Genomic DNA, 1,778 nt, shown 5'->3' on the forward strand with positions numbered 1-1,778 from the left:
TAGGAGCATTCCTGTTAGAAGCTTTTTCGGGGACTTGAATAGAAAAAGCCCTCTTGGTATGATGCGGGGTGTCAAATCTGCACGAATTGACCCCTAATTTGCATACCAAGGAGGACTCATCATGAATTTTACGCAAAACGCTAAAATTAATCAAGTTACGGATAAAACGCTAGTCATCGGAATGGACATCGCCAAGCGCACACATTACGCCTGCATGGTCGATGAACGTGGCCTAGTCCTGAAGAAATCGTTCCCTGTACAGCAATCCAGCCAAGGGTTCGAATACTTCTATGCGTGTATTCTAGACGCTAAGAAACAATTCGGTAAAAGCGATGTCATCATTGGCATTGAGCCTACCGGCCATTATTGGCTCAACCTGGCTTACTTTCTCGACGACCGAGGCATCCCCCTCGTCGTATGCAATCCCATGCATGTAAAGAAATCCAAGGAACTTGACGACAACCTTCAGACGAAGAATGACGCTAAGGATGCCCTCGTCATCGCACGTTTAGTGAAGGATGGACGATACAGTTACCCGCGGATTTTAAGGGAGACAGAGGCTGAACTGCGTGTCGGTTCGACACTAAAAAGCAATCTCACTGAAGAATTGAACGCGATTAAAAACAAGATGATTCGCTGGACTGATCGGTATTTCCCTGAATTTCAGGAAGTATTTCCGTCGTTTGGAAAAATGGCGCTAGCCGTCTTGGAATGTACCCCATTCCCGAATGAAATAGCGAATCAGGAAGCATCAGAACTACTGGCAACCTACCGGTCGGTAGAGGGGATGAAATCTCCCCAACTGCCAAAGACAAAAAGGCTCATTGAAAATGCGCGTACTTCTATAGGCGTAACAGAAGGACAAAAGATGGCCCAGATTGAAATTGCCACACTAGTCCAGCGTTATCGCCAACTTGAGAAGGAACTTGCATCTCTTCAAGAACAGCTGACAGAGTTTATTCAGTCTACAGTTGAGTACGAGTATCTCCAAACAGTACCAGGACTTGGAGACGCAACCATCATTGATTTACTCTCGGAAATCGGCAGTTTTGCCCATTACAATCATCCACGCCAACTATTGAAACTTGCGGGATTGACATTGAGGGAGAATTCTTCCGGACAGCACAAAGGACAGAAACGAATTTCTAAAAGAGGAAGAAGTCACCTGCGTGCACTGCTCTTCCGTGTCATGATGCCAATGGTCAGGCATAACAAGGCATTTAGACAACTGCACGAGTATTACACAACCAGACAAGTGAATCCATTACGCAAGAAACAGTCCATTGTGGTTCTCTGCGGAAAACTACTGAAGGTACTGCACGCAATCTGTACGAAGCACATGGCATTTGACGCTGAGCAAATGATGAAGGACATTCCCAAGCTCGATAGAGCTGCCTAAGCACGACAATCTGAGTGAATGACTAGAAAATTGGATGACACGGAGAAGCCGGCATTATATTATCCATACGACCAATGAGTCCCTATAGGAGCTTAGCTAGCCTCCGCCTTATGACTAGACCGAACGAAGGAATGTAGGCGCTTTAGACGCCAAGAGACATGGGAGGGTACGTCATCATAAGCAACGCGGAGATCCAGAGTGCATCGTATATTTCATCAACATCGTAACCAGTATTATCCAGCGATGACCGCGTAGCGTACCCATGGACGTTTGAAGATTCAAATATCTAATTATTATTGTTTATCTGCGTGTCAAAAAAATATTTTTGGCACCCTAACAACGGGTCAAACCGTTGATACATCAACATTTATAGAGGGAG

General features: G+C 45.4%; 1 protein-coding gene. It reads left to right on the plus strand.

The annotated features are described in order from the left end of the window. The first annotated feature begins 121 nt into the window (after positions 1-121). Positions 122-1,399, plus strand: a complete 1,278-nt coding sequence (locus tag M3197_RS17125) for an IS110 family RNA-guided transposase (protein ID WP_251663099.1) — start codon at positions 122-124, stop codon at positions 1,397-1,399. The last annotated feature ends 379 nt before the right edge of the window (positions 1,400-1,778 follow it).

The organism is Sporosarcina aquimarina, assembly GCF_023715615.1.
In the GTDB taxonomy this organism is placed as follows: Bacteria; Bacillota; Bacilli; order Bacillales_A; family Planococcaceae; genus Sporosarcina; species Sporosarcina aquimarina_A.